Here is a 26,376-nt window from a genome sequence, read left to right as displayed (position 1 = left end):
TATGGCATGAAAATAATTGATATAAATGACCCAAAAGATCAGCTTATTATATTTGAACCATTATTTAGCTATGGAGAATATTTGTATACTGTTAAAATGGATCATTCTTCAGATAAGTTAATACTTGGTACAGATAAAAAACTTTGTTTTTATGATGGGTTTTATAAGTATAATTTTTTAACTAAAACATTAGAACATATTCATACATCTGAATGTATTTCTAATTATTTCTATTCTCATGATCAATCTAAAATATATTATGAAACTTGCGAAAGATGCGAAAAAAATTATTATATGACCTTATTTTCTATTGATTTATATACTGAAAAGGAAACTAAAATTATCACTGTAGAAACACCTATTGTAGGAGAAACTAACATATTTGACGTAACAGGAATAATTGACCCATTTGAACTTACAGAGGATTACATAGCATATTTACTTGATGAAGTTCATGATAGTGATGATAGATATAGTCGTTTTTATAAGGATAATGAGTATAAATTATTTATTTATGATATTAATAAAAAAAAGAGTTATCAATTATTAAATAAAAAATTTTGTGAACATGGATTTAAAGAAATGATCAAATTTGAAATTAATAATAAAGAATATATTTTGCTTAATTCGGCTCTTTATATAGAACAAGATAAACATGAATATGTATTTGAGTATAAAAGAGATAATAAAATTACATCAAGTAAAAGAGGAGAGATAGATGGTTTGTATTTAATTGAAGTAGATATCTTCATTAATGAAGTAAAAGAAGGAAAATCTAATTTCTCATATAAAGAAATTGAATCTATTGATGAAAAAGGAACAGTAAGATTTATCAAAAGATTTGGCACAAAAATATATTACAAAGTAGATTATTTTGAAAAAGAGTTTTTTGAAATAGTTATTTATGATATAAACACTGAAAAGTACACAAGAAAGAAGATTAACGATTATTATAGTTTACATAAAATAACTAATAATGGTGAATTTATTTACTTATATGATAAAAAAAATAGGCAGCGAATAGAATTGAGAGGTGAAGATTGGGAAAATAGAAGAGAATTAGATACTAAAGAGAGAATTTTAGGTGTATTAGAATCAACGTATTTAATAGTAGATGAGTTTATTGATAAAAAAAGATTTTGTAGTATATATGATTTGAATTCATTAAATTTGGTAGATAAATATATTGGTACTGGAAAGGTTTTTGAAGAAGAAAATATGATTGTTATTTATTGAAGCAATTATATTGGTAACCACATCGTTAATGGCAAGAGGAAGTGGAGAATTTAACAATACCAGAAATACATAGGCTAACTCAGAAACTTAATTAAAATATGAGTGTAGTGAAAGAAATTTAAAAGAGAAGGAAGACAATGAGGTGAAATATGGATAACTATGATAAAGTTTTAATACCTATGTTACTTGAAGGAATATGTATTGAGTAAGTCATTGGTGGATAATAGAAGATTAATGATGTACAAGAAGATATATGTTAAGTAAAGGAGAGAGTAATGAGTGAGTATGTTAATGAAATAATTGGTAAGTTAAGATTATTTATGAATGATAAAATAAATATACATGAATTAACTGGATGGGCTGAGAAAAAATATAACTTCTTTTTTGAAAGAGGAGATTATAAAATTTTAAATAATCGATTAATTAATGATATTTTACTTGAAATAAGAGATTTAGTTGAAGAAATATCAGTTGAAGATGTTATTAGTAAGGCGGAAAATATATATTTTAAAGATCAGATAAGTGCGATTCTTGAATTATTGCTGGGAAAAGAGAATTATTTTGAAGTTTATAAGATTAGAGAAATTTGTAGTGATAAATATCAACCATTATGTAAAGTATTAGATAAGCTAATTTCCTTGATTATATGTAATAAACTAATCCCAAAAGAAGAGTTAGTAAAAATTAAGGATTATTTATTAAAAGAAAATCAAATAACAAAAGAAGATATTATTATATCAGAGATTATACTAACTTTATTCCATTTAAATGAGGCAATTAGAGTTAATTCAGAGGAAGTATTTATTGGAATGTTAGGAAACTGTAAATCAGGTATCAATGTTAAAGAAGAGAAAGAATATTTAATGAAATTAAGCGAAATTTTACATGGTAAAAGAGCATATAGACTAAGTTTAGGTCTTAATAGTACTTCTATTATTTATACTAATATTGTTATTTTAGAGTAATAAAAACTAGTATTTTTAAGCAAGGTTGTTGGCAAAGCTACTCACTAAGTTATCAGTTAATTTGAACACAAATGCTTGTTGATAACGAATTCTGGGGAGAATAATTTACCAAGAAGGAAATTATTCTCCTAGGGGTTCTTAATGCCTTAATTTGTGAGGGCTTAAAAGGATTAGGTTATGCAACTATTGGAATATTAAAAAAAGATTACTATTGAAGAGGTTGTTGGATAATAATAGCTTAATGAACTGAAAGAGCGTTGGAATTACAAGGGGCTATCTTAAAATGATAAATCATTTTGAGATAGTCTTTTTTTACATTTATATTGGGAATAGTAGAAAGATAAACTAACCAGCTATGGCGGAAAAGGAATAACCTATGATTCGTGGGGAAAATTAATCTCAATTGATGGTAGTAAGAAAGATACTGTATGGGTTAAAAATCCTTAAAGGTATCATGGATATAGGTATGATACCGAGACTGGGTTGTATTATCTTCAAAGCAGGTACTATAATCCCCAGTGGGGTAGGTTTATTAATTCAGACGATGTAAGTGCACTTGATATTAGTAGTTCAGTATCAGTTGATATGAATCTGTTTAAGTACACTGATAATAACCCGATAGCAAGGTTGGATGAAGGAGGATACCTTTGGCATATAGCTATTGGTGCTGGAATTGGTGCTGCTATTAGTGGAGTAATGAAAGTAGCAACAAATTTATATGAGAAAAAAGCACTTACTGATGGACTTGGGTCAGCAGAAAAGGAGTAAAAGCTGCAGTAAATGTAGGAAAAAAAGCTTTTTCTTATTATTCTAAGCATATAGGATATAAAACTTTTGGAAAAAATATATCCCAAGGAGCGGTGGCATCATCCTTACATTCCACAGCTCAATTTCTTTACTATAAGACCAACTTGAAAGAAATTCTTCAAAGTGTCTTTGAAGAATAGCAGGAGATTTTATGAATATTATAGAGATAATTATAGGGTTTGTATTAACCAGTTTATTAACATTTTTTTTTCTTAGAGATGCTCTATTTACGATTTATATATTAAATATACGTACAAAACATAAAAATAATGAAATATTGAAAGAACAGACTGCAATTAATAGGTATATTATTTTGAGTTATATGAAGCCATATATAAAAAAATATAATACTCTTTTTAGAGTGTTTATGTTTCAGAATTATGGCTATATATGTATTGTTTTGATCTTTTTATTTTCATTAGTATTGTATCTCTTTGGAGCGCTATCGTTAACAATTATCAGAAGGGTTGTAATACTAAAAATTAAATGGATAGACTTACATATTTAGCATTATTAGGTGCTAAGGAGGTTCATGTTTCTGGTGATTAGCAAGTCAGATATGGTGAGATACCATCTTTAATAAATTTAGCAATTACAGTAAATATGTGTATAATAAATAATATACAAGTTATAACAAAAGTTTAAGGGGAATTAGATATTATGGAAATGAAATATAAAATATTGATTGTAGAAGATGATAATTACATAAATAAGATATTAAGTGATATGCTTAGAGATAATGGATACGAAGTACAGTCAGCTTACTCTGGTACGGAAGCGCTGCTATACTTAAAAGATGATAGTTGGAATATTGTATTATTAGATTTGATGTTGCCTGGTAAAACTGGGGAAGAGGTATTGTGTGAAATAAGAAAAAAACAAAATATGCCTATCATAATCATATCTGCAAAAGATGATTTCAATACAAAAATAGAGACCTTAAGAGCTGGTGCAGATGATTTTATATGCAAACCATTTAATATGGATGAAGTATTAGCAAGGATTGAATGTAATTTACGTAGATATGTAATGGGGAGAGTAATAGATGAAAAGGGCAATTTTTTAACCCATAAGGATATTGAATTAAATAAAGATTCAAGAGAGGTTAAGATAAACAACCATAAAATAGAGTTAACTATGAGGGAATTCAATATATTGGAGTTATTAATGGACAACCCTAAAAAGGTTTTTAGTAAAATTAACTTGTTTGAAAGTGTATGGGGAGAAGATTACATAGGAGATGATAATACCTTAAGTGTTCATGTGAGTAATTTAAGAAATAAGATAGCTAAGTATGGAAATGAAAAGGAGTATATAAAGACTGTATGGGGAATAGGATACAAGCTAAGCGAATAATCATCTTAAGACTTTCTTAAGACTTTCTTCATGCTATATTAGACAATGTTATATAAAATAATCTTATAGCATAAAGGGGTGAAGTAATAATGAGTGAATATGTAGTAAAAACAATGGGATTAAGTAAGAAATATGGTAAAAATAATGCTGTTTATAAGTGTAATATTAATATAAGAAAAGGTGAAATCTATGGATTCATAGGTAAGAATGGTGCGGGTAAAACAACTATCATAAGGTTATTAACTGGTTTGATAAAACCAACTGAAGGTAGTATAGAATTGTTTGGAGAGCAAAGTGAAAAAGGTTTGTGCAAAGCTAGAAAGAGAATAGGGGCCATAATAGAAAACCCTGCATTGCATCCGAATCTCACAGCCTATGAAAATTTGGAAGTTAGTAGAATAGAAAAAGGAATACCAGGAAAGAAGTGCATAGATGAAAAACTTAACTTAATGGAATTAGAGGATGTTAAAAACAGAAAAGTTAAGGATTTTTCTTTAGGTATGAAACAAAGACTAGGAATAGCAATGGCATTAATAGGTGACCCAGAGTTACTTATACTAGATGAGCCGGTTAATGGATTAGACCCAAGTGGTATAGTGGCATTAAGAAATATATTAAAAAAGTTAAACAAAGAAAAAAATATGACAATACTAGTTTCTAGTCATCTTTTGGGTGAATTACATCAGATAGCCACTAATTATGGGATAATTAACAATGGACAAATAATTGAGGAAATAGATGCTTATAAGCTAAATCAGAAATGTAAAAAGAGTCTCCATGTAAAGGTTGATAATATAAATAAGGCTACAATAGTATTAGAGGAAAAGTTAAAATGTAAGAATTATAAGGTATTACCAAACAATACTTTGAAATTATTGGACATGGTTGATGAACCTGGATCAATATCTCAAGCTTTTTCTAAGGAAGGAATAATAATTGAAGGATTGTCTCAAGTTGGAGATGATTTAGAGAGTTATTTTATGAACTTAGTAGGAGGTAGCACAATTGAATAATTTAATCAGAAGTGAAATATATAAATTGATTCGAAGCAGAGTGTTTAAGAATTCTTGCATTGTAATGAGTTTAGTTACTATTATTGTTGTGTTTAGCAAATATATAATTGGGGAAAATACTAGGTTCAATTTAACACATTGTAGAGTAGGGGGAAGGAGTTACGGTTTCACAATAAGTAGTACAAGAGATATGATTTCTATAGAGTATTTATATAATGCGTTAGGCGCTATAGGGATAATTTTAATTATTAGCATATTTATTGCAGGTACATCAGTGGTTAATGAGTATATAAGTGGTACTATAAAAAACTCCATAGCTTATGGACATAATAGAATAAGCATATATTTATCAAAAGTAATAGCATCGTCATCAGTGGTTATGAGTATTACTACTATATTTATTATTATTTGTATAGTGGGTTGTACTATTGTTTATGGATGGGGCGAACCGGTTACATTCAATAGGATAAGTGAAATAGTTAGAATTATTATACTGGTTAATATAGTATTAACATGTTTTATAAGCATAAATATGTGTTTAGCGTTTATGATTAGGAGTAAGGCGTTGCTTGTTGTAGTATATATGATAATTAACTTTTTAACAGTTATGAGTATTGCTAATGGTATATCACCAATAATACGTTTTAATCCATTATTTATGCTTATGGATATATGTTCAAAAGTACCAACAATTGAGCTAATGGGTACGTATACAGTTAATTGTTTAGGGTTAATAGCAGGTAGTTCTTTAGTGGGTGCAATATTTTTTAAAAACCAAGATATTAAGTAAAGTACTTAGGAAGGAGAGTGAAGTTAAGATGGTCTATCTTTTATTAATTGTTACGATGATTGTGTTCACTCGCCTTTTTTTAATTAAAAGAGAAATTAAATGCATTACAAGGCAGTTACAAGACTATAATGGGTCTAAATCAAGAAAAAAAATAGATTTACAGTTTTTTGATAAAAGCTTAGAAAATCTGGCGTATAGGATAAATGAAAATTTGGATATAGCAAATGAAAGATTAGTAAAGCAGAGAGCTTCTGAGGATGAACTAAAGAGAGCCATAGCGTATGTATCGCATGATTTAAGAACACCACTTACTACTATTTTAGGGTGCTTCCAGATGATAAATAAGGAAAATATTTCGGAAGAAAGAAAAAAAGAATATTTATATATGGCTGAAAAAAGAGGAGAAAGACTTCAAGAACTGCTTAGTGAATTTTTTGAGTTATCGACGGTAGAGTCTCCAGATTATAAGATCAATTTAGAATACTTGAATCTAAATAGTGTATTATGTAATACTATTGCAGGATTTTATGAAAAGATTACAAAAAAGGGGATAGAACCTGATATATATTTGGGTAATGAAAACATTGATATAATTGGAGATATCTCTGCAGTAAACAGGATATTAGAAAATATAATATCTAATGCCATTAAATACTGTGAAGGTGAGTTGAATATAATACTGGAAAAAAGGGAATCAAAAGCTATAGTTATAGTAGAAAATACTAGCAAACATTTAAATCAAATTGATATTAATAAGATATTTGAAAAGTTTTATACAGGAGAAAAATCTAGAAATATTGAAGAAGCAAGTATAGGATTAGGATTACCAATTGCAAAGAAGTTAATTGAAAAGCTTGGTGGAACCATAAGCTGCAGCTTTAAAAATGATATTATAAGTATGAAATGTGAATTCTTATGTGTAGAAAATTCATAGTATTATTCACTTTGAAAAATATTAAGTATAAATATAATAAATTATTCAAAAACCATGGAGAACATGGTTTTATTTTTTTAAAAATATTTTTTAGGATTTTTAAACTTTTTCAATGAGTGAAGTGTCTAATAGGTGAAAGGGGACTTACTTAATGATGCGCACATATAGTAAAAATTATTTGAAGCTTATAGATTTTATAAAAAATAATCAGGAGGACTTTTATAGAATTGCATATAGTTATGTAAAATCAAAAGATGCATCTCTTGATATTGTTCAAGAGTCTATTTATAAAGCTCTAAAATCCATAGAGGGTTTGAAGAAGAGTAAATACATGAAAACATGGTTTTATAGGATATTGATCAATACAAGTATCTCTTATATTCGAAGGAATAAAGAAGTATTGGTTTTAGGTGAATTACCGGAGGAGCCTACATCAAAATCATATACTAAAGAAGATTATATGGATTTATATGATGCTATAGATTTATTAAATGAAAAAGAGAAGACGGTAATCATCCTTAGATATTTTGAAGATATGAAGATTGACCATATAGCAAAAGTTACTGAAACCAATGTTAATACTATAAAATCGAGACTTTATTCTGCAACAAGAAGATTAAAAACCTTATTGGATTGTGAGGAGATTTAATATGAATAATAAATTTGATAAAGCTAAAAGAAGGTTTGAATCTATTGAGATTCCTGAGGAGTTGAATGAAATGGTTAATAAAACGATTAAGGAAAGTAACGATGAAAAGATTAGAGTTAGCAATAAGCCTAAAAAGAAAAATAAAATTAAGATAGCAGCAATTGCTGGGTTAGTGGCAGGGAGTGTATTTGTATTAGGACTAAATACTAGCGCAGCCTTTGCTAAAACTGTTTATGAGGCACCTATTATCGGCTCTATTGCAAAGGTATTAACTTTTGTAGACTATAATTATTCCAATGATATTGTACAGGAGGAAATATCTATTCCAAAAGTTGAAGGGCTAAAAGATAAAGAGTTTGAAGGGAAAATAAATAGTGAAATTGAAGAAAAGATGAAGTTAGCAGTAAAGGAAGCAGAAGAAAGAGCTGAGGAATTCAAAAAAGAATTTCTTGAAACAGGTGGCACAGAGGAAGAGTATGAGAAAAGAAAGATAAACATAAAGGTTGATTATGAAATAAAAGCTGCTAAGGATGATGTATTATCCTTTGTGATAAGTAGTTTTGATTCTATAGCAGCAGCCTACGCGGAATATAATTATTACAATATAAATTTAGAAACTGATGAAATAATAACACTTGAATCTATTTTTGGACCAGATTATGTTGATATAATATCAACCAATGTATTAAAGCAAATTGAAGAACAAAAGAATGATGAAACAAAAGTATTCTTTGAAGGTGAGAATGGATTTAAGGAAATCAGAGAAGATATTGATTTTTATATTAATGAAGATAAAAATGCTGTGATTGTATTTGATAAATATGAGATTGCACCAGGAGCTATGGGAAGAATAGAATTTGAGATAATAACCAGTAATAGATGAAACACACCTCATAAAGTATATATTGTGCTTTATGGGGTGTATTTTTTACATAGGATTTATTGGTTGACAACCATAGAAAAAATGATATAATTTAATTAACATATGAACATTTGCTCATATGTTCACATAATATGTTTTATAGTGAAATTTAATTTATACTTGTCCAAAATCTTAGCGTATTAATAAGTTATGGACTTGTATAAATTAATTATTGAACTTAAAACGTATAATATAGTATTAGGATGTGTATTTAATGAAAAACGAAAATATTGAAGTATGTACTTGTAATGTAATACACAATGAGATAGTTGAAAAGGTTAATGATAGAATGGTTGATGATAAAATACTGGAAGAGGCGGCTCAGCTTCTTAAGGTATTTGGGGATAAAACTAGAATGAAAATTTTAAATGCATTAAGTATTTCAGAGATGTGTGTATGTGATTTAGCTAACGCGCTTAATATGACTCAATCTGCTATTTCTCATCAATTGAGGGTTCTTAAGACAGAGAGGTTAGTTAAGTATAGACGAGAGGGTAAGGTTGTATATTATTCATTAGATGATGAGCATGTAGAGAAGATTTTTAACATTGCCCTAGAACATGTTAAAGAATAAATTAATATATTAAAAGTATTAAGGAATTAAGGAGGATTAATATTATGTTGTTTTCAAAAAAAGTTTATCATCATGATCATGAAGGTTCTTGTGGATGTGGGTGTGGATGTGGTACGCATGAACATAAGCATGAACACAAACATGAACATCAACACAGTTTTGTAAATGGAGTGTGTGATTGTGGAAAGAAAGAACCAGTGGTATTAGATTTACAGGTAAAAGAAGTAGAAGGCTGCGGATGTGGCTGTGGAGAAAGTCATAGTGAGAAAAATGATGAAAAAGATGATGGAGGAGATGAGGACTCAGAAAGTAGTCATCATCATGAGGATGGATGTTGTTCAGGTGAAGGACATAAACATGAACATTCTCTTATTGGATTATTAGGTCATGATGAAAGCTGTGGATGTGGTGATCACTTTCATGAGCATATCCATAGGAATGAAGCTTGTACAATCAGTGTAGAAAAGATGGAGTTTTTAATTGAAGGTCTTCATTGTGCTGGGTGTGCAGGGAAAATTGAAAACAAGGTAAGGGCATTAAAAGAAGTTGATAATGCTGAAATGAATTTCGCTATATCAACATTGAATGCGTATACAAATAGTAGAAATAAAGAGGCGCTTAAGAAGCAAATCATTAAAATAGTTGAAGAAACAGAACCAGGAACAACTGCTAGATTGAAAGATGAGCTTGAAGGGAAGCTAGTAGAATTTGAACTTAAAGGGTTAAATTGTGCGGCTTGTGCTGGGAAGATAGAAAGAAATGTTAAGGAACTTCCAGGAGTTGTAAGTACTAGTTTGAATTTTGCAATCTCAAAATTTGAGGTTAAGATAGATAACTTAGATGTTAAAGGTTTATATGAACAGGTTGAAAAAATAGTAACAGATTTAGAACCTCATGTAGAAGTTATACTAAATACTGACACTGAATCTGAAATTGATGTTAAAAAGGTTAATAAGAAGAAAAAAGGTAATGGACTTATTCTTAGAATGGGAGCTGCGATTGGATTCCTTGGAATAGGAATGTTTTTTAGAGGTGAAAGTTTTGAGATAATACCATTTTTAATTGCATATCTAATAGTGGGGTATGACATAATTAAGAGATCTCTTTCTAACATCAAGAGAGGGGAAGTATTTGATGAGAATTTCCTTATGACTATAGCAAGTGCTGCCGCATTATATGTTGGTGAACATCCAGAGGCTGTTTTAGTTATGCTTTTATACCAAATAGGAGAGTACTTCCAAGGAAGAGCGGTAGAGTCATCAAGAAAATCAATTGCAAACCTTATGGATATCAGACCTGATTATGCAAATATTAAAATTGGAAATGATATAAAGAAGGTATCACCGAATGATGTTAAGGTTGGAGATATTATAGTAGTTAAAGCAGGGGAAAAGGTACCTCTAGATGGTGTGATTATAGAAGGTAGCTCATCTGTTGATACTAAAGCTTTAACAGGAGAATCTGCTCCTATGGATGTGGAAGTTGGAGATGCGATAACAAGTGGATTTATTAATATTGATGGCTTGTTAACAGTAGAAGTTAAGAAGAGATTTAAAGATTCAGCAGTATCAAGAATACTTGATCTTGTACAGAATGCAAGTGCTAAAAAAGCAAAAACTGAACTTAGAATAACTAAGTTTGCTAGATATTATACTCCAGTGGTTGTTCTTATTGCAGCACTAACAGCTATAATACCATCAGTTTTCTTTGGAGGAAACTTTAATGAATGGTTATTAAAAGCAGCTACATTCTTAGTTGTATCTTGTCCGTGTGCATTAGTTATATCTGTACCAATGACTTATTTTGCTGGATTAGGAGCATCATCTAAGAAAGGTATATTAGTTAAAGGTGGTAACTATCTTGAAGCTCTTAGTAAAGCTGGAGTACTTGTTTTTGATAAGACAGGAACATTAACTAAAGGAAACTTCAAGGTTGATAAGATACATGCTGAAAAAGGTATTAATAAAGAAGAAATTATAAAATTAACAGCACATGTTGAAAGCTTTTCAAATCATCCAATTGCTATATCAATAGTAAATGAGTATGGAAAAGATATTGATAAGTCTATAATTAAAGAATATAAAGAAGTTAAAGGTAAAGGTGTTCAGGCTATTATAGATGGAAAGAAAGTTATTAGTGGTAACTTGAAATTCATTAAAGATAATAATATTAAAGTAGAAGAAGCCAAAACACCAGGAACTATCGTATATACTGCTATAGATGGTGAATTCGCTGGTTTCATAACAATATCTGATGAGATTAAAGAAGATTCGAAAAAGGCAATACAGGGATTCTCACATTTAGGTATCAATAATGTAGTAATGTTAACAGGGGATAGAAAAATCACAGCAGATGATGTAGCACAGAAATTAGGAATTACTAATTATAAATATGAATTACTTCCAGACCATAAGGTTGACGAAGTAGAGAAACTCATTGAAAGTAAAGGTGATAAATCACTTGTTTTCGTAGGAGATGGAATAAATGATGCACCTGTACTTGCAAGAGCAGATGTTGGTGTTGCCATGGGTGGAGTTGGTTCAGATGCAGCAATTGAAGCGGCAGACGTTGTTATAATGAATGATGAACCATCAAAGCTGATTGATGGAATTAAAGTAGCAAGAAAGACCAAAAAGATTGTTGATCAGAATATATTCTTCTCATTAGCAGTAAAACTTGGGATAATGGGCTTTGTAGCTTTTGTAGATGTTCCAATGTGGCTTGCAGTATTTGGAGATGTAGGAGTTGCATTATTGGCAGTATTTAATGCAATGAGAGTATTGAGAGATTAAAATGAAAAAAGAACCCTCATGGGGTTCTTTTTGATGTAGAACTATAATTTAACTGTTTCATTTAGTGCAAAAACAGTATATAATTTAAAGAGTTGTGATTTTTCATAAACAAAAAATAATTATGACAGAAAATTAAAGTTATTTGACTTAAAATATATTAATTTTAAAACGAAAGGGGAAAAAGAGATTTGATCACAGTTACAGGTATAGGATTAAGATACGGAGATAAGAAACTATTTGAAGATGTTAATTTAAAGTTTACACCAGGAAATTGTTATGGTGTTATAGGTGCTAATGGTGCAGGTAAATCTACTTTCTTAAAAATATTATCAGGGGAAGTGGAAGCTAATGAAGGGAATGTAGCTATTACTCCAGGAGAGAGATTAGCAGTTCTTAAGCAGAACCACTTTGAGTATGATGAGTGTACTGTATTAAATACAGTAATAATGGGTCATAAGAGATTATTTGAGATAATGGAAGAGAAGGATGCTTTATATGCAAAACCTGACTTCACAGAGGAAGATGGAATAAAAGCAGCAGAACTTGAAGGTGAATTTGCTGAACTTGATGGTTGGGATGCTGAAATGAATGCAGAGAAGCTTTTAATGGGTCTAGGAATTGGAAAAGATCTTCATTATAGCTTAATGAAAGATTTAAAAGGTGGAGAAAAAGTAACAGTCTTACTTGCTCAGGCTTTATTTGGTAATCCAGACATACTATTACTGGACGAGCCTACTAACCACCTTGACTTCAAAGCTATAGCATGGCTTGAAGAATTCTTAATTAACTATGAGAAAACAGTTATAGTTGTATCACACGATAGACATTTCTTAAACAAAGTATGTACACATATGGTAGATATAGACTTTGGAAAAGCTAAGTTATTCGTTGGTAACTATGATTTCTGGTATGAGTCAAGTCAATTAGCACTTAAACTTATGAAAGATCAGAATAAGAAAGCTGAAGAGAAGATTAAAGAGCTTCAGAACTTCATAGCTAGATTTAGTTCTAACGCATCTAAAGCTAAACAAGCAACATCAAGAAAGAAATTACTTGATAAGATTTCAGTTGAGGATATTCAACCATCTTCAAGAAGATATCCTTTTGTAGGATTTACTCCTGAGAGGGAAGCTGGTAAAGATATTCTTCAAGTAGAAGGAATAAGCAAAACTATTAATGGAGTAAAGGTTCTTAATAATATATCTTTCACAGTAGCTAAAGGAGATAAGATAATTCTTCTTGGTAAAGATGAGATAGCAAAAACTACTTTGTTTAAAATATTAATGGGTGAGATGGAGCCAGATGAAGGTTCATATAGATGGGGAGTAACTACTACGAGTGATTACTTACCAAAAGACAATGCAGATTACTTCAAAGAGGAACTTACACTTGTAGATTGGTTAAGACAATTCTCAGAGGAGAAGTCCGAGTCATTCATAAGAGGATTCTTAGGGAAGATGTTATTCTCCGGAGAAGAACCACTTAAATTATCAACAGTGTTATCTGGAGGGGAGAAGGTTAGATGTATGTTCTCTAAGCTTATGCTTTCAGGAGCAAATGTGCTATTACTAGATGAACCTACAAACCACTTAGACCTTGAATCAATCCAAGCTGTGAATAATGGACTTGTTGCATTTAAAGGAACTATGCTGTTTACTTCACATGACCATAAATTTGTTGAAACAATAGCTAACAGAGTAATCGAGATAACTCCAAAAGGAGCTTATGACAGAGTTACAACTTTTGATGAGTATTTAGAGAATGCTGATATTCAGAAGACTGTAGAGGCTATGTATAAGTAATATTAATATAATAATCTAAAGTACGCTTTTAAAATTAAAGGCGTACTTTTATTAGATGGGTCAATATAGTAGAGGGAGTAAACTATTTAAGAACAATAAAAGCATGAGTAAATTATACTCATGCTTTTTTTGTTAATTATCAATTATAAAGTCAATTCACTAACCTCTTTTAAGTAATTATTCACTTTGATGAATATAATATCCTGAGGGCTATTATCTTTTAAGTAAGCAAATACATAGAACTCTTTTTCAGGGCTATCATATTTTAGTTCATAGAAAGATTCGCTTTCTGAAAAGCTTAAATTCATATCTTTTAATGGAGAAGATTTAATAAACTCTTCTGCCATTTTTTTGCTCTCTTCTTTTGATATTGGTTCTTTAGAGTATAAATAATCATAGTACTCCTTTATATATTCAGAGTAATTATTATTATCAACTTTATCAATATTTTTAGCTTTTTTAACCTCTTCTTCTACTTTTTTTGCTGCAGATGAAGAACCAGAAATCATGAAAGATTGTTTATCTTCAAGTAAAATTCTTACCTGGAAGCTGCCCTGAGAATTGCTTACTCTAAGAATCCAATAATGTCCCATATCAATTATAGTAGTAGGGTCAAAAGAACTTTTATCAGCATCAAAATCAAAGTAATCTTTTACAGCTTTTGATGCGATTTCAAATGCTTCATCTGATGTAAGTTCAGTTGACTTATCTTCATTAGTATTTTCAGTTGATTTATCTTCAGTAGACTCGTTATTTGTATTCTCAGTATTGTTTCCGCTTTCGTTTTTATTAGTTTGAGCATTTTTATTTTCAATTTTTGCACTAAGAACAGTTGAATCTTTTACCGAATCACTTGCTGTAGAACAACCAACCAGTAACATTACTGATAAAGTTAATATGGATGCTATTTTTGAAAATTTATTATGTTTTTTTATCATTTTAATTCTCCTTACTATTTCTGATTTATCTTCAATTAGGCAAGTGGCAAGATAACTATGTTTTTTAATTGATAGTTTTTCTACTATATTTATTATGGTCATGCCGTAATTTGAGTGCTCTTTTTCTGGTATATATCTTAAAACCAGATTATCACATGAGATTTCCATATCTCGTTTCATATATCTAAACATAATATGGATAAGAGGGTTAAACCAATACAATGACTTATAAAATAGAATTATATAATTAGTGATATTATCTAGTCTTTTTAAGTGACATAGTTCGTGATATATAATAAACCTTAAATCCTTATTTGAAAGATTATCTAACAAATAATCAGGTAATAATATTTTTATTTTAAAGATTCCTGTAAGTGCAGGAGAAGAAAATTCACTGGTTTTATATAATTTAATGGTTCTTGATATATTTAACTCTTTCTTTAAGTCTTTTAATATATTGGAAACAGATTCATTATTTAGTTTCGTTTGACATTTAACAATTCTATTTAATTTTTTTAATTGAATAATATATATAGTAATGAAACTAAAGAAGCCTAAGAGCCATATTATTGATGAAATTTTTAATAAGAATTCAAGGGTAAAGATATTTTTCTTAAAATACACTTTAGTTACTTCTGTATCTTTTAATATTTCATCATTACTCACTGATTCTTTATTAATAGGCACAGTAGTATTATTTTTTGGAACAAAATTGTCATGTATAAATTCATTTTCTTTTAATACATTCGTTCCAATTAATTCAATTGACTTCTGTGTTTCAAAAAAACTTCGTAAGTTATAAATGCTCAGTTTAGACTCTATATTTATAGGCAGAGAAAGAATTATTAGTATTAGAATCCACATTGAGTATTTTACTTTTGGTGATAAAAAGTTATGTAAAAGCTTTTCTAAAAGTAGGAAAACTAATAAAGTAATTGATGCTTTTATAGATAGCTTTAATATTATTAAGAATAAACTAGTCATCTTGAGCACCTTCATCTAAGAGTTTTTTTAGTTCTTCTATATCATTTTTAGAAAGACTTTTATCTTTAATAAAGTAAGAGAACATGGCATTTAAAGAACCATCATAGAATTTTTGTAGAAATGATCTGCTTTCTTTATTTATATAATCTTTCTCGCTTATAAGGGGGGAGTATAAATAAGTCCTACCTTCCTTTTTAAAGGATATTGCTTCTTTTTTTAGTAACCTGTTAATTAAAGTTTTAATAGTCTGTTCAGTCCAGTCCTTCTCTTTAGATAAAAGCTCGTTTATTTGTTTTGCTTTTATAGGATTTGTTTCCCATATTATTTTCATAACTTCAAGTTCACTATCTGATATTTTAGGTAGAGTGTTTTTCATTATTAGCCTCCTTTGTTTTTGAAACATAACGTTATAGTTTACAAGTGTAATCATAAAATCATATTTATAGTTTACAAGTGTAATCAAAGAAAGTCAAATGATAATTATTATGTTTAAAATAATTTAATATATTTTAATATATTTAACATCACATAAAAAAGGTCATTAATAAAAGCGATTTATTAATAACCTTGGTAACGAGTTTATATTGTGTTTTATCATTTAGGTAAATTCATATTATTTAACTTACAAAATGAATAAAACATATTATATATTGCTTTGAATCTTTTGGTTTTTAAAGATTTATAGAATATAAAAGATGAGGCTAAAGCACCAGTAGTATTACATACAATGTCTTTCATTGTATCGAAAACACCTGTATCTATTGCATGTTGAGTATTCATACCAAAAAACTGGTCTATAGCAAATTCATATATCTCCCATATGGCTCCTATTGTCATTGAGAGTGCAAATGCAAAAATAAAATATACCCATAAAGGAACTTGTACAGCTTTATAACGATGAAAAACAACGAATAGAAGCATCAAGAACAAAATCATGAATATAACCCCTGAGATTGAATGCATAAAAGTATCCCAACGTTTAAGAGAGCCATAACCACCTAATACTGTTCCGATGAATATAGCACAGTATGAGAAAACCAGACATATTGCTACTGGCTCGTAATTGAAGTTTATTTTGAATAGTCTTTTTATTAATAATGGAATAAAGGTTATCCCTATTAAAGAAAGTGAAGCGAGGATTCTGACAATGTTTAAATTAAATGTATTGTATATGATAGCGAAAATGGTAAGTAATCTGAGGATGATCAAAAAGGCTTCTTCACTTTTTGAGTCAAATGTTCTAAAAGAACAAGTAAATGATTTTTTTATTAATTCTAACATATGAGAGCTCCTTTTATGGTAAAATTTTCTTATAAAAACATTATAACTAATATATATTAAGAAAATCTTAAATTATTAATAATAATTTTTAAAAAGTAGAAGTAGTTTTAATTAATATTTCAATAAAAAAACTCCAATAAATTGGAGTTTTTTTATAATAGCATATCATTTAAATTATTAATATCTTTAACTATAATCTTTTTATTTCCTTGGATTTCAATTAAACCTTGTTTCTGCATTGACCGGAGTTTTCGGCTCATAGTTTCTCTTGTGAGGCCAGCATAACTTCCCATCTCTTCGCGATTCATAGTCATGTTAAGGTGGATGCCATCATCGGCTTCAACACCAAAATCTTTTATTAAGCTCAATAATAATCCAGCAACTTTCGCATCTACATTATTAGTACTTAGTCTATATACAAGGCTTTCAATTTTATTTATTCTATCATAAGCTTCTTCTAATATTTTTAGTGTGACCTTAGGGTACTTTAAAATTATGTTTTCAAATTGATGCTTATCAAGAGTACAAACAACTGTATCTTCTAGAGCTTCAGCACCAAAATCAAAGGTAGTTTCCTTTAAAAGGTTAAATGCACCAATAAAGCTGAAATAATTAGGAGACAAAATGTATAGTATTAATTCTTTACCATCAGGTGTGTAACGAAATATTTTAACCTTTCCAGTACAGATCATATATAGTTTTCTAGCAGTTTCACCTTCAGAGAAAATTCTTTCTCCTTTTTTATATCTTTTTCTAACAGTATCTTTTGAAACCTCTTTAATTTGATCAGGTTCTAAACTAGATAAAAAAGGAACTGTTTGCAAACAATAGTCATATTCACAATTTTGACAATTCTGATTATGGGCACTACATTTTTTCATGAAAATCACCACCTCATATATAACTCATCTGTCAGTTATTTATTATACCACTATAATAGATTGTTCATTTATAATAGATAGTTCATTTATAAAAAAATATCATTTTAAGTCTGTTCGATAGAATAATTGTACTACAAATCATTTTAAAATTCCATACAATATAATGAACCACTTCAAATAAATTCAAATGAAGCGGTTCGGATAATTATATTTTAAACTTCTAAGAATGGTTTGCGAGTATTCTTAATTAAGTTGTTAACAATTCCTTGGAGTTCTTTAACTTTGTTTTTACACATCGGCTCTAGACCTTCAAGTTTATATTTCATATTTAATCGCTGATATTTATTTGTACCTAATGTATGATATGGTAGTAATTCAACCTTTTCAGCTGTAGGTATTTCCTCATTAACAATAGAACTTATTTTTTCTATGTGTTTTTCTGAATCAGTCATGCCAGGAACAACAACATGACGTACCCATACTGGCGTTTGAGAAGCTCTAACGGCATCTAAAAAGGTGTTTATTCCTGAAGTATCTTGTCCTGTAAGTTCTTTATAACCTATGCTGTCAATATGTTTTATATCAAGAAGAACAAGGTCAGCATATTTAAGGATTTCATCATATTCACCAAATCCATAACCTGAAGTATCAATACATGTATGAATGCCATTCTCTTTACAAAGTTTTAAGCACTCAACAAGAAATTCAGGTTGCATAAGGGGGTCACCACCAGAGAAGGTAACTCCTCCATTGGAACGTTCAAAGTAAGGTTTAAATCTCTTGATTTTAGCAACTAAGTCTTCAGGGGTATATTCAGACCCCTCATTTACGTGCCATGTATCAGGGTTATGGCAATACGCACATCTAAGCTTACATCCTTGGAAAAATACTACCGTTCTTATTCCAGGTCCATCTACTAATCCCATACTTTCTATAGAATGAACTCTTCCAATTGTCATGATAACACCACCTTATACTAATATTTTATAATTACATTGATTCGTGGAATGTTCTGCTTATTACTTCTAATTGTTGTGATCTTGTTAATCTATTAAAGTTAACTGCGTATCCAGAAACTCTAATTGTTAGTGTTGGATATTTTTCTGGGTTTTCCATAGCATCCATAAGAGTTGCTCTGTTAAGTACGTTAACATTTAAGTGGAATGCTGCTTGAGCGAAATATCCATCCATTATTGATACTAAGTTGTTAATTCTATTTTCATCTGTTTTTCCAAGTGCATCTGGAACGATTGAGAAGGTATTTGAGATACCATCTTGACACCATTCTCTATATGGAAGCTTTGCAACTGAGTTAAGTGAAGCAAGTGCACCATTTTCATCTCTTCCGTGCATTGGGTTAGCTCCAGGAGCTAAAGGCTCACCAGCTTTTCTTCCATCTGGAGTAGCACCAGTTTTCTTACCATATACAACATTTGAAGTAATAGTAAGTGCTGATAAAGTGTGTTCAGCATTTCTATATGTTTCATGCTTTTTAAGTTCGCTAGAGAATTTCTTAATAACTTCAACAGCGAAATTATCAACTCTATCATCGTCATTTCCGTATTTAGGGAAGTCCCCATCTATTTCAAAATCAGTTGTGATTCCTTCTTCATTTCTAATAGCTTTAACTTTAGCATATTTAAGAGCACTTAAACTGTCAGCTACACTAGAGATACCAGCTACACCGAATGCCATATATCTGTGAACTTCTGAATCATGAAGAGCCATTTGACCTGCTTCATAAGCATATTTATCGTGCATGTAGTGAATAGTGTTCATTGTATCTACGTAAAGTTCAGCAATATACTCCATTACTTTCCAGAAGTTGTTTTTAACTTTCTTAAAGTCAAGAACTTCACCAGTAATTTTCTCTATTCCAGGAACAACAGTTATTCTGTTTCCTTGCTTATCTAATTTAACTTCATCAACACCACCATTGATAGCGTATAGTAATGCTTTAGCAAGGTTAGTTCTTGCTCCGAAGAATTGCATTTGTTTACCAATTTGCATTCCAGAAACACAACATGCTATTCCGTAGTCATCTCCATAGATAGGTCTCATAATATCATCGTTTTCGTACTGTATTGCACCAGTCTCGATTGACATTTTAGCACAGTATTTTTTAAAGTTTTCTGGTAACTTTTCAGACCAAAGAACTGTCATATTTGGCTCTGGAGCTGGGTTAAGGTTTGTTAATGTGTGTAAGAATCTATAAGCTGTCTTTGTAACATGATGTTTACCATTAACACCAATACCACCGATTGCTTCAGTTATCCAGTTTGGATCTCCAGCAAATAAATCATTATATTCAGGAGTTCTTAAATGTCTAACTAATCTTAATTTAATTACAAACTGATCTATTAACTCTTGAGCTTCAGCTTCAGTTAAAGTTCCATTTCTTAAATCTCTTTCAATATAACAGTCAAGGAATGCTGTGTTTCTACCTAAAGACATTGCAGCTCCGTTATTTTCTTTAACAGCAGCAAGGTATCCAAGGTATACAGCTTGAACTGCTTCTTTAGCATCCTTAGAAGGTTGAGAAATATCAAGACCGTAACTAGCAGCCATTGCTTTAATATCATGTAATGCTCTAATTTGAGTAGATATTTCTTCTCTAGCTCTAATTCTTTCTTCATTAGCAGATCCTTTTAGGTTAGCTAAATCGTTTTGCTTTTCTCTTATTAAGAAATCCATACCATAAAGAGCAATTCTTCTATAGTCACCTATGATTCTTCCTCTTCCGTATGCATCAGGAAGACCTGTTAGAAGACCAACTGTTCTTGCTAGTTTAGTTTCTTTTGTGTATGCATCGAAAACACCTTGGTTATGTGTTTTTCTATATTCATTAAAGTGTTTGTTGATTTCTGGATTCATTTCAAATCCATAAGCTTTAAGTGAATTTTCTACCATTCTGAATCCACCGTAAGGGTTCATGATTCTTTTTAATGGAGCATCTGTTTGGAAACCAACGATTACTTCGTTATCTTTATCTATATATCCAGGAGCAAAATTATTGATTCCTGAAATTCTACCTGTTTCTACATCTATAATTCCCTTTTTAATTTCTTCGATTATTAACTTGTGCGACTTTTCCCATACTTTATCTGTTTTATCTGTAGTTCCTGCTAAGAATGAGTCATCTCCATCATAAGCAGTATAGTTTTTAATTACGAAATCTCTAACATCAATTTCTTCTTGCCATGTACCTTCTTTAAATCCATCCCATTGTTTAAACATACCTTCCACCCCTTCAAGAAAATTTAAATTTTAAAATAGATTAAATTATTTATGTAAAAATCTACTAAGTATTGTCTTTTGTGAATTTTATCTTGCAAAATCATTATATTCTCTTGAAAAAATGAAAGATGTGATTGCAATCACATAAAGAAAAAAATTGATAAATAATTTTTATTATTCGTTAATAATTTATCGCAGTAATGATTTACTATTATGAACTGTTACAACTTATAGTAGAGATGTAAAGAAAACATATGTAGATTGAAGAAAGATAAAGGTTAATTATTTAATATATTTAGCATCATGTAAGTAAAAAAAAACATAGTTAGTGTGTTATAATCTTAATTAAAAATAAGCATTGATTGTACAAATTAATGTGGAATTTGACAAATAATAAACTAACTGGATGGTGTTGAATATGGATAAATTTACAAAGTTGTTGCCAGGAATAATATTAACATCCATTATATCCTTTATAAGCATATTTATTGATAAAATTATGGTTGAAAATTTTAATGTAAGACTTGAGGCAGTAACATATGCAATTATTTTTGGAATCATTTACAACAATATATTTAAAGCTTCAGAAGGTTTCAAACCAGGAATAAAATTCTCTGCTAAGAAACTTTTAAAAATAGGTATAGTGTTGTTAGGATTTAAATTGAGTATTTTTTCTATTGTTGAACTAGGACCTAGTATTTTAATAATGGTTCTCATATTAATTCCCAGTGTATTTATAGTATCAAATATACTAGGTAAAATTTTAGGGATAGATACAAAATTAGCAACCCTCGTAGGGGTAGGGTCCAGCATATGTGGAGCATCAGCTATAGTAGCTGTTTCACCATGTATTTACGCTGAAGAAGAAGATGCTACAGCTGCTGTTGCTATAGTGAGTTTATTAGGAGTAATAGGGGTGATATTTTATCCTATAATATCATCTGCTTTAATAAATATTTCTCAATCACAATATGGGGTTTGGTGTGGGCTATCTTTACAAGGAGTAGCTCATGCAGTTGGAGCTGCTTTTGCTGGAGGAGATGTTTCTGGTGAAGTAGGAACCCTTGTTAAGATGGCAAGAGTCATAATGCTTGTACCAACATCTATAGTTCTTAGTATTATATTTTCAAAAGGACAAAAGGGAGATAAGAAGAAAGCTAAGTTCCCAATGTATGTATTGTATTTTGTAATAGCAGTTATGATCTCTAGTGCGTATAAAGAATTCTCAGGAAATGTAGAAATAGTAAACTGGGGAATTAACTATTTGGTCAAATCCAGTAAAATATTAATTCTTATGGCAATGGCAGGTATGGGATTAGGAGTTGATCTTAAGAGTTTTATTAAGAAAGGTGCAAAAGGATTTGTTATGGGATTGATACTGTTTGCAATAATATCAGTTACCACTATTTTTGCGATAATTAATTTTATATAGATAAATTAGTGAAATAGTCAGTAGTGATTACTGGCTATTTTTTTTGCAATTAAAAGTGTAAAGGCATATATTTGAAAGGCAAAAATAAACTTAAGATATAGGTAGTATTGATTTCATAAAAAAATTTTAGAAAACTATTGACTTTTTAGATAGAATTATATATACTTTAATAAAGTAATCAATACCACTTAAAATAATAAAAATTACGTGGAGGTAAGATATGAAAAAACTTGTAGTGGGGATGGTGGCATTTGTAGCTGTACTGTTAGTGTACTCTGTAATGACTTATAATGGACTGGTTTCTGTGAATGAAGATGTACATAACAAGTGGGCACAGGTTGAAAATAATTACCAGAGAAGAGCAGATTTAATACCTAACTTAGTAAATACTGTTAAGGGATATGCTGAACATGAATCAGGATTATTAACTGAAATAACAAATCTAAGAAGTGGGTATAAAAACGCAGATAGCTTAAAAGAATTTGATGAAGTAGATGCTAAATTAAACACTATGTTGAAATTAACAGTAGAGTCATATCCTAGCTTGAAAGCAAATGAGAACTTTATGAAGCTTCAAGATGAACTTGCTGGGACTGAGAATAGAGTTGCAATAGCTAGAAAAGATTATAATGATTCAGTAACTAAATATAATAAGAAAATAAAGAGATTTCCAACAAATATGTTTGCTAATATCTTTGGATTTGATAAGGTAGAATTTTATACTGCTTCACCAGGAGCAGAAAAAGCACCTAATGTTGAGTTTTAAAATTGAAGATATGTGAAGATAATAATTGAAGGAGATTAATTGAATGAAAAAGTACAGCAAAATTATTTTAGGTATTCTTCTAATTGTTTTCATAAGTAGTTCAGTAACTACTGCATATGGGGAACCTAATATTCCTAAAAATAATAGTGAATTATTTGCTTATGATGAAACTAATACTTTAACTAGAGAAACAAAAAATTATATAAATATTATTAACAAAGGTTTGGAAAAAACAGGAGCACAAGTTGCAGTCGTTGTTATTGATACCCTTAATGGATATGATCTAGAGAGTTATTCTAACACTCTTTTCAGAGAATGGGGTATAGGCGATAAAGAGAAAAACAATGGAGTATTACTACTTGTAGCACTTAATGATAGAAAGATGAGAATAGAGGTAGGATATGGGCTTGAAGGAGCAATACCAGATGGAAAAGCTGGTTCAATAATTAGAAATACAATTGCACCACACTTTAAAAGTAATGATTATAATGAGGGAATTATTGAAGGTACAAAGGCTATATTAGCTCTGATACAAAAAGAATATAATATAGTTATTGATGAAAATGTTAAATTAGAAAATTACAATTATGATACTAATGATTCTTCATCTAATATTGGTATGTGGATAATAATTATTATAGTTCTGTTTGTTTTACCAAAAGGAAGAAGAGGAAGAAGATCAAGAATAGCGCATATGATGATGTATGGAAACCATCACAATAATTCAGGTGGAGGTTTCGGAGGAGGTTCATCTGGTGGAGGCGGCTTCGGCGGAGGTAGTTCTGGCGGTGGTGGAGCCTCAGGGGGATGGTAATCTCTATATTAAATGAGGTATAATTATAGAAAGAATATATTGTTAGGGGGAAAGAAAATGAGTAAAAAATTATACAGGCCAGTAAATGATAGAAAGATAGCAGGTTTATGTTCGGGAATAGGGTATTATCTTGATGTTGATCCAACTATAATTAGATTAATATGTCTATTTTTGATATTATTCGGTGGGTTAAGTTTGTGGGTTTATATAATAGCATGCTTTATAGTTCCAACTGAATAAAACATTAATGGATAATGGAAAATTAATAATGTATAATGAAGGACATTTCACTTTGTGAAGTTATAATTATATTGTTTTTAAATAAAGGGTTAATCATTTTATTTCAAATAAAATGATTAACCCTTTATTGTTTGAAAAATAGTAAAATATAGGGTTGTTTCAATACATAAATTCTATTTTAAAATACCCTAATTTTATTTGTAGTTAAAGAAATACAATATTTTATCAAAAGATAAAATGCGAATAACGCTCTTATTCTAAAAAAAGGTTGTCCACTGCCCGCTGTTAATTGTCCACTTTATTTTAGGGTTTTCACTTTCAATTTTCAAGAAATATATGTTACCGTTTCTTGAAGGAACAACAATTGTGTTATTAAACACAGCTGGAGATGATTCTATGTTACCTTCAAGATTTATGGTATCAATAATTTTGCCTGTTTTACCATCAATAAGTTGAACATTTCCTATTGAATCGCAGTTTATTATGTAACCTTCCCCATCTTTGGTATAAACCGCAACAGGGGAGGACCATGAATAATATGGAGATTCAATACGCCACTTTTCTTCAAAGGTATTCTTATCTAAGGCTATAAGAAGACCTCCATTCATTGTTTTATATCTAGCTATTGAAAATATAACTGTGTCTGAAAGATTCTTTTTACCAATAATATTTGTACTTAAAGCACCACCATTTATAGGGTTATTTCCTAAAATGGAGTATGCTGGTATGGTTTTTTGAAGAGTAAGAAATCCATTGAAGCCATTATATTTTCTTATATAAACATTCCCATACTCTCCTTGATGATCAACTTCATTAGCGCAATATAAATAAGGAACATCATCTTCAACATCTATAGTTATTGTTGCGTCAGTATCATCTAGGTTATTATTTACCCATATAGGGTTAAGCGTTCTTAAATCTAAACATACGATGGTTCCAGAGTTATCGGCAAAATATAAATAGTTTTTATAAGTGGCAGGGGAGGATTCTATTCCTTGCCTTTTGATATTATTACTAGAATATCTTAGTTTTATTATCTCAGGGGATATAGAAATAGTTCCTTCTTGAGAATTGTAATTAGTATTTAATTTAATATTATAAAATAACCCATTCTCTCCACATAAAAGAAGGGTATCATTTTTTCTATCTAATAGAGGGGAAGAATCGAACGCACCCCATCCTCGGAAAGCTAATTTATCTCTACCATTTATAAATAAGAGTAAAGAATTATCAATTAAACTATATATTCTATAACCTATTTTACCGGTTTCACTTAAACCTTGACCTACATATAAAAGAGGATACCCTCTTGAATCAATAGATGGTGTGCCTTTTATTGGATTCTCTATATTTATTGGATCACGAGATGGTTTTCCAGAGAACAAATCAAAAAAGTAGATATGTCCATCTAGTGAAACACATATAACCTCAATAAAATCTGGTGATTCTTTGAACTCCTTGTAAACATTCATATGTTTTAAGGTTGAATTTGGCCACTGAACAATCAAAGGTTGTCCTGTCCAACCGGCACCGCCACCCCATGTAAGGTAACTAGTTGTGAATCTGTTCATTATAGATAAAGTCTTAGGGTTTTCTTTTATAGTACCGTAAGAGGAAGAAGAACGATAATTGTCTCCTCTAAATGTTAATACTCCAGGTATTTTAGAATAATCATATGTAAAAATATCTTTATCAAAATTGCTATAGTAATCAAGTTCTTTATTTTCATAGAATAATTCAAACTTTATTTTTTTATTTGAACTATAATCAGGTGACTGGTAAATATTCATATTTTCTTCTTGAGCAAAACAAGAATATGTACTTGAAAAATAGATATAGATTATTGAACTAATAAGAATAAATAATTGAGAAAACTTTTTCATATACAGTTACCATCCTTTTGTTATGTATGATTTTTTATAAACAATGGAAAGTTAAGAATATATATTTCTTCTATAATCTA

At 29.8% G+C, this 26,376-nt stretch carries 23 protein-coding genes; 16 read left to right on the top strand and 7 right to left on the bottom strand.

From position 1 onward, the window contains the following. Nucleotides 1-6: 6 nt before the first annotated feature. The 12 genes from OW730_RS00790 (at nt 7) to OW730_RS00735 (ending at nt 13,840) form a co-directional block, all read left to right on the top strand. Nucleotides 7-1,236 (top strand): hypothetical protein, encoded by a 1,230-nt coding sequence (locus tag OW730_RS00790; RefSeq protein WP_271227276.1) that lies wholly within the window; start codon nt 7-9, stop codon nt 1,234-1,236. A gap of 275 nt (nt 1,237-1,511) precedes the next feature. Continuing rightward, nucleotides 1,512-2,201 carry a hypothetical protein gene (locus OW730_RS00785; RefSeq protein ID WP_271227275.1) on the top strand — a complete coding sequence of 230 codons (690 nt, stop codon included), beginning with the start codon at nt 1,512-1,514 and terminating at the stop codon, nt 2,199-2,201. Between the two features lie 483 nt (nt 2,202-2,684). Beyond that, on the top strand, nt 2,685-2,969 hold the full coding sequence (locus OW730_RS00780) for an RHS repeat-associated core domain-containing protein (protein WP_271227274.1): 285 nt from the start codon (nt 2,685-2,687) through the stop codon (nt 2,967-2,969). Nucleotides 2,970-3,668: 699 nt separating this feature from the next. Then, the gene (locus OW730_RS00775) at nt 3,669-4,364 is read left to right on the top strand and encodes a response regulator transcription factor (protein ID WP_271227273.1); all 696 of its coding nucleotides are present in this window, start codon (nt 3,669-3,671) and stop codon (nt 4,362-4,364) included. 89 nt (nt 4,365-4,453) lie between these two features. Continuing rightward, nucleotides 4,454-5,377 (top strand): ABC transporter ATP-binding protein, encoded by a 924-nt coding sequence (locus OW730_RS00770; protein WP_271227272.1) that lies wholly within the window; start codon nt 4,454-4,456, stop codon nt 5,375-5,377. Next, on the top strand, nt 5,370-6,167 hold the full coding sequence (locus OW730_RS00765) for an ABC transporter permease subunit (RefSeq protein ID WP_271227271.1): 798 nt from the start codon (nt 5,370-5,372) through the stop codon (nt 6,165-6,167). Before OW730_RS00770 ends, OW730_RS00765 begins: the two co-directional genes overlap by 8 nt. A gap of 28 nt (nt 6,168-6,195) precedes the next feature. Beyond that, nucleotides 6,196-7,101 (top strand): sensor histidine kinase, encoded by a 906-nt coding sequence (locus tag OW730_RS00760; protein WP_271227270.1) that lies wholly within the window; start codon nt 6,196-6,198, stop codon nt 7,099-7,101. A 151-nt stretch (nt 7,102-7,252) separates the two neighbouring features. Then, nucleotides 7,253-7,750: a sigma-70 family RNA polymerase sigma factor gene (locus OW730_RS00755; RefSeq protein WP_271227269.1), complete on the top strand. Its 498-nt coding sequence runs from the start codon at nt 7,253-7,255 to the stop codon at nt 7,748-7,750. Between the two features lies 1 nt (nt 7,751). Continuing rightward, complete coding sequence (locus OW730_RS00750) at nt 7,752-8,633, top strand: DUF3298 and DUF4163 domain-containing protein (RefSeq protein ID WP_271227268.1); 882 nt, start codon at nt 7,752-7,754, stop codon at nt 8,631-8,633. A gap of 253 nt (nt 8,634-8,886) precedes the next feature. Further along, a complete protein-coding gene (locus OW730_RS00745; RefSeq protein ID WP_271227267.1) occupies nt 8,887-9,246 on the top strand; it encodes an ArsR/SmtB family transcription factor in 360 nt (119 codons plus the stop codon). Nucleotides 9,247-9,290: 44 nt separating this feature from the next. Beyond that, complete coding sequence (locus OW730_RS00740) at nt 9,291-12,038, top strand: heavy metal translocating P-type ATPase (RefSeq protein ID WP_271227266.1); 2,748 nt, start codon at nt 9,291-9,293, stop codon at nt 12,036-12,038. Between the two features lie 188 nt (nt 12,039-12,226). Then, nucleotides 12,227-13,840 (top strand): ABC-F family ATP-binding cassette domain-containing protein, encoded by a 1,614-nt coding sequence (locus OW730_RS00735; RefSeq protein ID WP_271227265.1) that lies wholly within the window; start codon nt 12,227-12,229, stop codon nt 13,838-13,840. Nucleotides 13,841-13,983: 143 nt separating this feature from the next. On the opposite strand, the gene OW730_RS00730 is transcribed toward OW730_RS00735, so the two are convergent. From OW730_RS00730 to pflB, 6 genes are all read right to left on the bottom strand, one after another. Continuing rightward, nucleotides 13,984-15,762, bottom strand: a complete 1,779-nt coding sequence (locus tag OW730_RS00730) for a M56 family metallopeptidase (protein ID WP_271227264.1) — start codon at nt 15,760-15,762, stop codon at nt 13,984-13,986. Then, a complete protein-coding gene (locus OW730_RS00725) occupies nt 15,755-16,138 on the bottom strand; it encodes a BlaI/MecI/CopY family transcriptional regulator (RefSeq protein WP_271227263.1) in 384 nt (127 codons plus the stop codon). Before OW730_RS00725 ends, OW730_RS00730 begins: the two co-directional genes overlap by 8 nt. Before the next feature lie 218 nt (nt 16,139-16,356). After that, nucleotides 16,357-17,043, bottom strand: a complete 687-nt coding sequence (locus tag OW730_RS00720) for a hypothetical protein (RefSeq protein ID WP_271227262.1) — start codon at nt 17,041-17,043, stop codon at nt 16,357-16,359. A gap of 152 nt (nt 17,044-17,195) precedes the next feature. Continuing rightward, entirely contained in the window at nt 17,196-17,924 is a 729-nt protein-coding gene (locus OW730_RS00715) for a Crp/Fnr family transcriptional regulator (RefSeq protein WP_271227261.1), read from the bottom strand. 212 nt (nt 17,925-18,136) lie between these two features. Then, a complete protein-coding gene (gene pflA, locus OW730_RS00710; RefSeq protein WP_271227260.1) occupies nt 18,137-18,883 on the bottom strand; it encodes a pyruvate formate-lyase-activating protein in 747 nt (248 codons plus the stop codon). Between the two features lie 31 nt (nt 18,884-18,914). Continuing rightward, the gene (gene pflB, locus OW730_RS00705; RefSeq protein WP_271227259.1) at nt 18,915-21,161 is read right to left on the bottom strand and encodes a formate C-acetyltransferase; all 2,247 of its coding nucleotides are present in this window, start codon (nt 21,159-21,161) and stop codon (nt 18,915-18,917) included. Nucleotides 21,162-21,579: 418 nt separating this feature from the next. Here pflB and OW730_RS00700 point away from each other — a divergent pair, with 418 nt between their 5' ends. The 4 genes from OW730_RS00700 to OW730_RS00685 all read left to right on the top strand — a co-directional run bounded on the left by OW730_RS00700 (nt 21,580) and on the right by OW730_RS00685 (nt 24,413). Continuing rightward, the gene (locus OW730_RS00700; RefSeq protein ID WP_271227258.1) at nt 21,580-22,593 is read left to right on the top strand and encodes a YeiH family protein; all 1,014 of its coding nucleotides are present in this window, start codon (nt 21,580-21,582) and stop codon (nt 22,591-22,593) included. Between the two features lie 220 nt (nt 22,594-22,813). Continuing rightward, nucleotides 22,814-23,359, top strand: coding sequence for a LemA family protein (locus tag OW730_RS00695; RefSeq protein ID WP_271227257.1), 546 nt, complete (start codon nt 22,814-22,816; stop codon nt 23,357-23,359). Between the two features lie 43 nt (nt 23,360-23,402). Beyond that, nucleotides 23,403-24,173, top strand: coding sequence for a TPM domain-containing protein (locus OW730_RS00690; RefSeq protein ID WP_271227256.1), 771 nt, complete (start codon nt 23,403-23,405; stop codon nt 24,171-24,173). Between the two features lie 57 nt (nt 24,174-24,230). Beyond that, entirely contained in the window at nt 24,231-24,413 is a 183-nt protein-coding gene (locus OW730_RS00685) for a PspC domain-containing protein (RefSeq protein WP_271227255.1), read from the top strand. 257 nt (nt 24,414-24,670) lie between these two features. Here OW730_RS00685 and OW730_RS00680 read toward each other — a convergent pair whose 3' ends face one another. Continuing rightward, a complete protein-coding gene (locus tag OW730_RS00680) occupies nt 24,671-26,296 on the bottom strand; it encodes a PQQ-binding-like beta-propeller repeat protein (RefSeq protein WP_271227254.1) in 1,626 nt (541 codons plus the stop codon). Between the last annotated feature and the right edge of the window lie 80 nt (nt 26,297-26,376).

The organism is Oceanirhabdus sp. W0125-5, from assembly GCF_027938815.1.
Classification (GTDB): domain Bacteria; phylum Bacillota; class Clostridia; order Clostridiales; family Clostridiaceae; genus Oceanirhabdus.
The sequence above is the reverse complement of the archived record's forward strand: the minus strand, read 5'-3'. Positions and strand labels throughout refer to the sequence as shown.

Excerpts from the sequence above, each read along its gene's own strand:
- OW730_RS00700 (WP_271227258.1), top strand. The coding sequence starts at position 21,580 with ATGGATAAATTTACAAAGTTGTTGCCAGGAATAATATTAACATCCATT.
- OW730_RS00745 (WP_271227267.1), top strand. The coding sequence starts at position 8,887 with ATGAAAAACGAAAATATTGAAGTATGTACTTGTAATGTAATACACAAT.
- OW730_RS00770 (WP_271227272.1), top strand. The coding sequence starts at position 4,454 with ATGAGTGAATATGTAGTAAAAACAATGGGATTAAGTAAGAAATATGGT.
- OW730_RS00775 (WP_271227273.1), top strand. The coding sequence starts at position 3,669 with ATGGAAATGAAATATAAAATATTGATTGTAGAAGATGATAATTACATA.
- OW730_RS00715 (WP_271227261.1), bottom strand. The coding sequence starts at position 17,924 with ATGAAAAAATGTAGTGCCCATAATCAGAATTGTCAAAATTGTGAATAT.
- OW730_RS00690 (WP_271227256.1), top strand. The coding sequence starts at position 23,403 with ATGAAAAAGTACAGCAAAATTATTTTAGGTATTCTTCTAATTGTTTTC.
- OW730_RS00740 (WP_271227266.1), top strand. The coding sequence starts at position 9,291 with ATGTTGTTTTCAAAAAAAGTTTATCATCATGATCATGAAGGTTCTTGT.
- OW730_RS00750 (WP_271227268.1), top strand. The coding sequence starts at position 7,752 with ATGAATAATAAATTTGATAAAGCTAAAAGAAGGTTTGAATCTATTGAG.
- OW730_RS00730 (WP_271227264.1), bottom strand. The coding sequence starts at position 15,762 with ATGACTAGTTTATTCTTAATAATATTAAAGCTATCTATAAAAGCATCA.
- OW730_RS00680 (WP_271227254.1), bottom strand. The coding sequence starts at position 26,296 with ATGAAAAAGTTTTCTCAATTATTTATTCTTATTAGTTCAATAATCTAT.
- pflA (WP_271227260.1), bottom strand. The coding sequence starts at position 18,883 with ATGACAATTGGAAGAGTTCATTCTATAGAAAGTATGGGATTAGTAGAT.
- OW730_RS00790 (WP_271227276.1), top strand. The coding sequence starts at position 7 with ATGAAAATAATTGATATAAATGACCCAAAAGATCAGCTTATTATATTT.
- OW730_RS00685 (WP_271227255.1), top strand. The coding sequence starts at position 24,231 with ATGAGTAAAAAATTATACAGGCCAGTAAATGATAGAAAGATAGCAGGT.
- OW730_RS00760 (WP_271227270.1), top strand. The coding sequence starts at position 6,196 with ATGGTCTATCTTTTATTAATTGTTACGATGATTGTGTTCACTCGCCTT.
- OW730_RS00755 (WP_271227269.1), top strand. The coding sequence starts at position 7,253 with ATGATGCGCACATATAGTAAAAATTATTTGAAGCTTATAGATTTTATA.
- OW730_RS00785 (WP_271227275.1), top strand. The coding sequence starts at position 1,512 with ATGAGTGAGTATGTTAATGAAATAATTGGTAAGTTAAGATTATTTATG.
- pflB (WP_271227259.1), bottom strand. The coding sequence starts at position 21,161 with ATGTTTAAACAATGGGATGGATTTAAAGAAGGTACATGGCAAGAAGAA.
- OW730_RS00695 (WP_271227257.1), top strand. The coding sequence starts at position 22,814 with ATGAAAAAACTTGTAGTGGGGATGGTGGCATTTGTAGCTGTACTGTTA.
- OW730_RS00725 (WP_271227263.1), bottom strand. The coding sequence starts at position 16,138 with ATGAAAAACACTCTACCTAAAATATCAGATAGTGAACTTGAAGTTATG.
- OW730_RS00720 (WP_271227262.1), bottom strand. The coding sequence starts at position 17,043 with ATGTTAGAATTAATAAAAAAATCATTTACTTGTTCTTTTAGAACATTT.